Here is a 7931-nt window from a genome sequence, read left to right as displayed (position 1 = left end):
GTCCGGCCCAGCGCGGGGTGGGGGCAGGCTCGCCTTCCACGGCCCGGGCCGCGCGGTTCTCGATGGCCCGCTGGCGGGTGTCCTGGGCCGCTGCGATCAGGGCGCGGGTTTCGTCGACGTCGGCGGGGGAGTAGACCCGGACCACGACGCCCGGGCCGTTCGGGTTGGGCCGCACGGATGCGTCGAGCCCGGGCAGGCCCTGGCGGCGGCGGCGCTCGTAGGCGAGGTTGAGCCACCCGTCCAGGTAGGTCAGGTTCTCGATGGGCAAGTCCTGGTAGTTGTCGCTCATGGTCGTTCTCCTTACCGGTGGGTGGGTGCCCCGCTCGCGCGGGGGCACCCGGGGTGGTTGGTGGTCAGTCCTCGTCGGGGAGCATCACCGTGATGACGGGGTTCCCGTCGTCGCCGGGGCCGATCACGACCGAGAGCGTCAGGGCCAGCGGGCGCGTCGCGCCGGGCCGGTTCGGCACCCGCAGGACGCGGAAGTCGGCGCGCTCGCGGCCCGGGTTGGTGAGCATCGAGCGCCGGGCCATGTGCAGGACGTCCCGGAGCCGTCCGGTCTCGTCCTGGTCCGGGCCGTGGTTCCAGGCCACGGCTTCCTCGTGCGCGGCCCGGGTGAGCGCGAGCGGGAACTGGCGGGTCACCTCGCGGGCGAGGTCGTCCCCGACGTCGACGAGTTCGCCGTCCCGCAGGGCCTTCTCGCGGCTGTAGCCGTGGATCACCGGGCCGAAAATCTCGGTCATCATGTCGTCCATGTCGTTCCCCTTCGGTACTGCTAGCAAGTTGCTAGCGTGTGCTAGCAAGTTCAGAGTACACACGGGAACCGGGCCGCACAACCCCGGCCCACGGCCCGGGCCGCGAGCGCCGGGCCGGTTCTCCCAACGGCACGCTTCGGCCCACGGTGCACCGGGCCAGGACGCACGAAAGGCCCCCACGGCGAACCGTGAGGGCCTTGCCCATCGACGCCCTGAACCGGGCCGTCCTGCCGTCCTGGGCCGGACTCGACGGCGCTCGCGGCCTGGCCCGGCTCAGGTGGCCCGGGCTGGGCTGAGCCGTGGTTCACCCGGGCCACGAGGTCTGGGCCGGGGCGGGCCGGACTAGCCTCCGAGTACCTAGCCAGCCACTAGCCGGCCCGTAGCCGGCCCCTGGTCGAGAGAGAGCGACGATGCCCCCCAAGAAGTCCCCTGACCTGGCCCGGGGCGTGCGTGTGCGCGGGTCGGCCCAGGTCACCATCCGGTTCATGCGGCCCACCGACGACCAGGCCCGGCTCAGCGAGCTGCACGAGCTCATCGACGGTGAGGTGCCGGAGCCGGGCGCACTTCGAGACCTCTTCACCACCGGCGCCGCGCTCCAGAACTTCCACAGCACCGGGCCGGTCGGCTTCCGCAGGTTCCTCGACACCCCGGGCCTGGGGGTTCTGCAGGCCCACCTGGGCGCATCAGGTGCTCTCGTCGCTGAGGACGCGGACGGGGGGCTCGTCGGGCTGGCGCTCCTGAGCCCGCCGAGCGAGCTTCTGACCCTGACCGTCACCGGCAGCCACGACGAGCAACGCCTCGCGGCCACCCTCATACCGCGCATCGCCCGGCTCAACGCCCTAGCCGTGGCCACCGAGGCCCAGGGCCGGGGGATCGGCGCATCCCTGGTCAAGCAAGCTCGAGAGCTCTACACAGCCGGGGGGTTCACGATCTTCTATGGCGACTGCAAGGCCGATGACGCCGACCTCGAGCGCTTCTACACCGCGCGCGGCTTCGAGGTCTTCGGGCCCAACGACGCCCTACGCATGGGACTTCTCATCGGGGACCCCTACGCCATCTATCCGCCCGAGGGAGAACGCACCTTCGCCCGGTCGCTGCGCCCCAGCTACACGTTGCCGCTGCGGGCCAAGGACGCCAGGTACATTCTCGGCGGCTAGGCCCCACGGCCCGGGCCGTGGGCCGCGTGGGCCGGGCCTGGTTCACGGCCCGGGCCACGCGGGCCGAACTACGCTCCGAGTTCCCGTCAGCTCTTCGCCGAAAGTGAGTCGCTGTGCCTGAGACCAACCTGCCTAGGCTCGTTCGCGGGGTGAGCGGCCCGGCCCAGACCACCATCCGGTTCTACCGGCCCACCGACAGCTTCGCCCGCATCACCGAGCTGTGCGAGGTCGCGGGGACCGGGGTGCCGATACCCGAGTTCATGAACGATCCGGTCTTCTCGGCGTTCCTCGTCGACATCCCACGAACAGGTGCCCAGGGGCTCCGAGCTCGCGCTACCCAGGCGCCCTACCTGGAAAGCCTCGTGTGGGGCTTGCACGGTCTCCTGGTGGCCCAGGCCGAGGACGGGAGCGTCGTCGCGATGGCCGACTTCGGCCCGCCCCCAGACCTCGCAGAGCTCGCCTACTCCGAGGACCCCGCGACGGCGAAACACGGTGTCGGACTCATGCTCGCCGCGACCCAGCTCCACACACTCGCTGTGCTGCCCTCACACCAGGGCCAGGGCATCGGCGCCGCACTTCTGAGACGAACCCGGGGGCTGTTCACGACGGGCGGGTTCCGGCTCATGCACGGTCAGTGCGACGCACAAGACGTCGAGCTGGAACGCTTCTACGAGTCGCAAGGCTTCGAGGTCTTCACGCCCGGAGAGGCGCTCCTACTCGGGGTCGCAGGCAGGCAGTGGAGCATCACACCCACCCCCGGCGCACGCTACTTCGCGCACACTCTCGGCCCGAGCCCCTGGACCGTTCGAGCCCAGCCCACGAGCCCCACACCATCGAGGTGAAGACGAACCAGGGCAAGCCAGCCGCACCCGCTTACTCCTACGTCGACGCAGTGCGGCTAGCGTACCCAGGGGAGTCAAACAGAGACCCCCAGCGCCTTCAAGCTCACGTCCAAGCAGCGACGTCGCGGCCCTCCGGAAACACCCAGGTATTGCCCGACAGATGCGCAACCGGAACTGACTCGACCCACCCCAAATCGATAGGTGCAGGCTCCACCGTCTGCCAGCCCGTCCACGCGGTCCTCATCTCGTTGAAGTGCTCCTGGGAAGGCACCAGCAAGAAAGCCACATCCTCGGGTCGGAAGGTCCACCCCCACCGCTGATCGAGACCATCAGGGCGAGGGATTCTCCACTCTCGCTCCTGCAACCACTGGCTCGGACGCGCGATCGCGTGCGGCATCAGAATCTGGTCAGAGAGCGTCTCGCCCACCGCCCCCGGCCAGTAGCGGACCATCCGAGAACGGAACGCCTCCGAGAGCTTGTCGACGTTCCGCATCGCGTCGAACTCGTCCCCACGCACGTACAGTGCGGGCCCACCCCCATCATCGAAGACCGACTGGAGGTGGAACCCGATCCCTAAGCCGTCGTAGCGGCCAGGGACCAGACTCGCCAGCGCACGCCGTGTCGTCTGCGTCAGGCACGCCACAGGCCAGGAGCTTCCGTGCGTCACCTCAGCCAGGATCGTTCGCCGGAACAAGATGCTCGCGAGGCGACTGGTCGACGACAAGGCGTTGATGTCCGCACTCGGCCGGGGGGCACGGAGGTCCCGCCCCGTCATATGCAACAGCACATCCGGAACATCAGGACTCACCCGCTGCAACAACCGATTCACCTTCATGCACGAACGGTACTGACCACCACAGCCACCCGAACCGCCTCAAGAGGGTGAATCCACCCCCGCCCGGCCACAGGCGCCCTCCAGGAGGGTTGGACGCCCAGACCGGCGCTCGCGGACTCTACGGCCCTCAGAGAGCCGTACACGAGCCCGAGCCACCCCGTATCGTCCGGGCCGCTCTTCGTCTCTGAGCTCATGCCGAGACTCAGCGACGATCCATCCTCGAGAACCCTGACGGGTGGGGGACGAGCCAAGTACCTCAGGCAGAGCTAGCACGGTGCTAGGAGGTGGGGACAGCCCTGGAGGGCTTGACCAGGGTTCGCATGTCGTTTCGTCGAGCGCTCGCGCTCGGAGCTCTGTCCACCGATCCACAGGACCGGACCAGACAACTACTGGAGATCTTTCTACAGGGGAATAGAACTACAGGGGGAGGCCCAAAAACGCGTGCTGACCTGCAACGATGCAGGGAGGTGCGCCCCTAAATGCACGTACCCCCCCGCCCCAAGATGCACGTGGACAGCAGTTGGACGTACGTCCAGTTAGGCCCGGTTTGGGCGTGACCCGCGTCACCCGGCGCCCCTAAATGCACGTGGCCTGACCTGCGCAGACGCTCAGAGCGCCCCTAAATGCACGTACCCAGGCAGTGGTGCGCGCATGGGCCATTCGCGTGCGCCCCTAAATGCACGTGGACAACCTGCGTCATCCACACCCTGAACCCGCCGATACGCACGCTGCGCGCTAGGCTAGCAGTCTGCTAGCAAAACGCTAGGGGATGTCGTGATCCCGACCGAGCTTGTGCGCGCGCTGCTTGGTCACGCCGAGGACGTCGGCCACGTTGAGCCATGTCGCTCCGGCGCTTCGCAGCTCGCGGATGATGGCGGCGCGCTCGTCCCTGAGGGCGTCCATGTGCGCCTCGGCTTCGGCCATCTCCTGAGAGACGCGGCGCGCGTGCTCGCGAACGTCGCTCTCGTCGGTGTGGGTGGCTGGAGTCCGGGGGAGTGGCATTTGATCCTCAGGTGGGCGTCAAGGGGTATTGACGGTCAGTGTGCATCGCTTCCTGCCTACCGTCTAGCAAGGCTCCCGCGTGGCTGACGGGGACCCTGTGGCGCGGCGATGCGGCCCGATCCAAGGCGGCTAGACGACCAAGGGCTCAGGCCGGACGTTGGCGTAGTTCCGCAGTGCGGTTCGGCGGGTCACGCGAGTGGCGTCCGCGACACGCAGAAGTAAACAGGCTGTTGACTCCGGTTCTGATCGGGCCTAGCGTGTCATCTCGACAGCATGAAAAAGGGGCACCCACCGGCTTGGAATCCATGGGTGCCCCGCGAGAGAGAAGGTGTGTGATGTCCCAGACTCTCAGGGTCAACGATAGCCGCCAGGCGGTGATCGGTCATGAGTGAGCGCCAGACGAAGAGCGACGGGGCGAAGGTTGAACTCGTCATCACGCCCAAGCAGAAGCGTCTTCTGGACGACGCCCTGGCCATCGAGCGCGAGGATGCCCTCTCGGCGGGAACGGTTGGCTTCCAGGCCCGCATCTGGGCACAGCTCGCCTTGCCCTACCGCGACCCGGGCGACGTCTCCCGCTGGGAACGGCGCAACGGGAACGAGGTTCTGATCGTCCGTCCAGCGGCCCTCATCAACCCGGACGGCTCGACCCGCGACGGCTACCCGTTCGGCGTCATCCCGCGATACCTCATGACATGGATGGCCACCGAGGCAGTCCGCACCCAGAGCCCCCGGCTCGACATGGGCGGAAGCCTGAACGAGTTCTTGGCGAAGGTCGGGATGGGCAGGAGCGGAGCGGACGGGCGTCGTCTCAAGGAACAGGTGCACCGCCTCGTCGGATCGACGATGCAGCACCAGCGCTTTGACCGCTACGACGCTGGGCAGTGGGTCCAGGGCGAGAACTTCAACGTGGCCTCATCGTTCGAGCTCTGGCTTCCCGACCGCGACGGCAACGACCCAGGACAGGGTGCGCTCTGGAACAACACGATCACGCTCAGTGAGCCGTTCTTCGAGTCCATCGTCACGGCCCCGGTCCCCGTCGACCTGCGCGCGATGAAGGCGCTCCAGGGCTCGCCTATGCGTCTCGACATCTACACCTGGTTGACGTACCGGATGAGCTACCTCAAGGGCCAGACCCTCATCCCGTGGGAACTTCTCGAGCTCCAGTTCGGCGGGCAGTACAGCCGCACCCGGAAGTTCAAGGAGGCGTTCGTCGGCCACTTGGCCGAGGTCACCACCCTCTATCCGGCCGCCCGCGTGGTCATCGAGGACAAGGGGCTCAAGCTCCTCCCGTCCGCTCCCCACGTCGCGCGTCGCGCGGCACGTGAGCTCGACAAGTGAGCGCCGCGACGATGGACGAACGCATTCTGACGCCCGAGGGGCGCGTGGAGCTCGTGGCCGAGCTGCGCGACGAGCTCACGCACGGTCCTCAGCCGGCCCACGACACCGACCGGGGCGAGGTGACGACGGCGGACCTGCTCCGCATCGTCGGCGCGCCCATCATCGACCCCGAGCACTGGCCGCTGTTCGCGGCCTGCGCATCGGCGCCCGAGACCACCAGCCCGAGCACCGAGACCCAGGCACGCGCTGCGCTCGAGCGGTGCGCTCAGTGCCCCGTGCTGGCCGAGTGCCGGTCGTGGCTGGACGGCGAACCCGCGTTCGAGGGCATCGCAGGCGGCGCGTGGGTCCGACCCCGCGCCAAGAACCCCCGCGTGACCCTGGCAGACCTGACCCGAGAGGACATCGCAGCATGAGGCCGACCGTCTGGACCCCGCGCCAGAAGCGCACGGTGTGGCTGGACTTCAAGACCGGTCGGGGCATCACCGACAACGGCTCGACCGTGCGCCCCAAGATCGGAGAGCGCCGCAAGAACCCGAACCTGACCGACCTGCTCGACACGGCCCAGGCGCTCGGCGCTGAGCGGATCATGCTCACGGGCAAGGTCCCTGAGGTCGCCCCCGGAAAAGCTCACTGGCTCATTGTCCGCACCCCGGGATGGACCCCGGGCGGGCACTGGCTCAACAAGCCCGTCACGGGCCGTTTCACGCACGACGTCTCGGGGCAGGAGCTCGAGGTTCGCACCGCCGAAGAGTGGTTCGGGCTCGACGAGCTCACCCCGACCCAGGCCCGCGACGCCTGGAGCCTGACGGGCACCGCGCTGGCCGAGGCCGTGCCCGGCGCCGTCATGTTCCTCACCCCGGCAGGGACCGGCGCGAACGCCTGGGCGCTGTCGCTGCCCAAGAGCATCGACCCCCCGACGCTCCCCGGCGACATCGCCGAAGAGCTCCACCTGACGTCGGGCCAGCACCGCATCGAGCACCTGACCACCGGCCCCGACCGGTGCGACTGCGGGGCCTGCCTGCCGCTCGTCGACGCCGAGGCGACCCCGACCCTGGAGACGTTCTCCTATGTCGATGGACGCTTCATGTACGCGGGTGTCTGCCGCGAGCTCGGGACCGGGCCGGCTAGGCGCCTGACCGGCTCGCACGCCGCCGACCTGCTCGAGCTCGACCCCTACGCTCGAGCGCGGTTCAAGGTCCGCGTGACGGTCCCCGGCGACTGGCACCACGTGGGCCTGTTCGGGGTCAAGCACGAAGAGATCTCGGCAGGCTGGCACTACCCGAACCAGCCCGGCACGACCTGGGAGACCTGGGCCGACGGCGCCGAAATCAAGATTGCCCGCGACGCCGGGTGGATCGTGCACCCGCTGGAGGCCGTCGAGTTCACCAAGGCTCGTGTGCTCGACACGTTCGCTGACCGGATGGTCCGAGCTCGCGAGCGCGTCAACGCCGCGCCCGACGCCGAGCCCGAGGTCCGCCGCGCGGCTGCCGCCGCGCTGCGCTCGATGCTCATTCAGACCATCGGCAACTTCGCCTCGCGCATCAAGGGCCGCACGGTCACCGTCTGGTCGGCCCGCGACGTCCCCGCTGACTACGTGCACACCATCAAGAGGTTCGGGGACGCCTGGACCTACGAACAGCCCGGACGTCCGCACACCGAGCGGACCCTGCCCTACTACCGGCCCGAGCTCGCCGCTCAGGTCTGGGGCCGGGCACGTGCCCGCGTGCTGCGCGGGCCGACCGGCCTCGCGGGCGTCTCGGGCGGGGTCCTGTCGATGGACCCCAGCACCGTCCTGGGGATCAACGGTGACGCGATCTACTCGACCGTGGTCCCGAGCTGGGCACTGCCCACCGCTCAGGGCGGCGGGGACGACGGCAAGGTTGGGCGGCTGCGCCTCAAGGGCGTTCTGCGGAACGTCCCCACCCCGCGCCGGGCCGATGAACGCAACGTGCTGCGCGCCAAGGCTGAGGCCGTGGGCGTGCCGGGCTGGGAGGCCGACGTATGA

At 68.9% G+C, this 7931-nt stretch carries 9 protein-coding genes; 5 read left to right on the top strand and 4 right to left on the bottom strand.

Going from position 1 to position 7931, the window contains the following annotated elements:
• A partial coding sequence (locus H9623_RS18005; RefSeq protein WP_227748876.1) for a hypothetical protein occupies nt 1-289 on the bottom strand: 289 nt, incomplete at its 3' end.
• 64 nt (nt 290-353) lie between these two features.
• Entirely contained in the window at nt 354-752 is a 399-nt protein-coding gene (locus tag H9623_RS18000) for a DUF6573 family protein (protein WP_227748875.1), read from the bottom strand.
• A 410-nt stretch (nt 753-1162) separates the two neighbouring features.
• On the opposite strand from H9623_RS18000, the gene H9623_RS17995 reads away from it, so the two are divergent.
• Both H9623_RS17995 and H9623_RS17990 read left to right on the top strand, forming a co-directional pair.
• A complete protein-coding gene (locus tag H9623_RS17995) occupies nt 1163-1909 on the top strand; it encodes a GNAT family N-acetyltransferase (protein ID WP_193721388.1) in 747 nt (248 codons plus the stop codon).
• A 149-nt stretch (nt 1910-2058) separates the two neighbouring features.
• The gene (locus tag H9623_RS17990) at nt 2059-2751 is read left to right on the top strand and encodes a GNAT family N-acetyltransferase (protein WP_193721387.1); all 693 of its coding nucleotides are present in this window, start codon (nt 2059-2061) and stop codon (nt 2749-2751) included.
• Nucleotides 2752-2854: 103 nt separating this feature from the next.
• Here H9623_RS17990 and H9623_RS17985 read toward each other — a convergent pair whose 3' ends face one another.
• A complete protein-coding gene (locus H9623_RS17985; protein ID WP_193721386.1) occupies nt 2855-3586 on the bottom strand; it encodes a hypothetical protein in 732 nt (243 codons plus the stop codon).
• A 762-nt stretch (nt 3587-4348) separates the two neighbouring features.
• Nucleotides 4349-4510 (bottom strand): hypothetical protein, encoded by a 162-nt coding sequence (locus H9623_RS17980; protein WP_193721385.1) that lies wholly within the window; start codon nt 4508-4510, stop codon nt 4349-4351.
• 462 nt (nt 4511-4972) lie between these two features.
• On the opposite strand from H9623_RS17980, the gene H9623_RS17975 reads away from it, so the two are divergent.
• The 3 genes from H9623_RS17975 to H9623_RS17965 are packed head-to-tail and all read left to right on the top strand — an operon-like array spanning nt 4973 to nt 7931.
• Nucleotides 4973-5926 carry a replication protein RepA gene (locus H9623_RS17975; RefSeq protein ID WP_193721384.1) on the top strand — a complete coding sequence of 318 codons (954 nt, stop codon included), beginning with the start codon at nt 4973-4975 and terminating at the stop codon, nt 5924-5926.
• An 11-nt stretch (nt 5927-5937) separates the two neighbouring features.
• Nucleotides 5938-6339: a WhiB family transcriptional regulator gene (locus H9623_RS17970; RefSeq protein ID WP_193721383.1), complete on the top strand. Its 402-nt coding sequence runs from the start codon at nt 5938-5940 to the stop codon at nt 6337-6339.
• Nucleotides 6336-7931 (top strand): hypothetical protein, encoded by a 1596-nt coding sequence (locus H9623_RS17965; RefSeq protein WP_193721382.1) that lies wholly within the window; start codon nt 6336-6338, stop codon nt 7929-7931. The genes H9623_RS17970 and H9623_RS17965 overlap by 4 nt, the downstream gene beginning before the upstream one ends.

Source organism: Oerskovia douganii (assembly GCF_015142735.1).
Classification (GTDB): Bacteria; Actinomycetota; Actinomycetes; order Actinomycetales; family Cellulomonadaceae; genus Oerskovia; species Oerskovia douganii.
This window is presented reverse-complemented; position numbering and strand designations above follow the sequence as displayed.

Coding starts and splice junctions, on each gene's coding strand:
- H9623_RS18000 (WP_227748875.1), bottom strand. CDS start 752: ATGGACGACATGATGACCGAGATTTTCGGCCCGGTGATCCACGGCTAC.
- H9623_RS17995 (WP_193721388.1), top strand. CDS start 1,163: ATGCCCCCCAAGAAGTCCCCTGACCTGGCCCGGGGCGTGCGTGTGCGC.
- H9623_RS17985 (WP_193721386.1), bottom strand. CDS start 3,586: ATGAAGGTGAATCGGTTGTTGCAGCGGGTGAGTCCTGATGTTCCGGAT.
- H9623_RS17980 (WP_193721385.1), bottom strand. CDS start 4,510: ATGGCCGAAGCCGAGGCGCACATGGACGCCCTCAGGGACGAGCGCGCC.
- H9623_RS17975 (WP_193721384.1), top strand. CDS start 4,973: ATGAGTGAGCGCCAGACGAAGAGCGACGGGGCGAAGGTTGAACTCGTC.
- H9623_RS17970 (WP_193721383.1), top strand. CDS start 5,938: ATGGACGAACGCATTCTGACGCCCGAGGGGCGCGTGGAGCTCGTGGCC.
- H9623_RS17965 (WP_193721382.1), top strand. CDS start 6,336: ATGAGGCCGACCGTCTGGACCCCGCGCCAGAAGCGCACGGTGTGGCTG.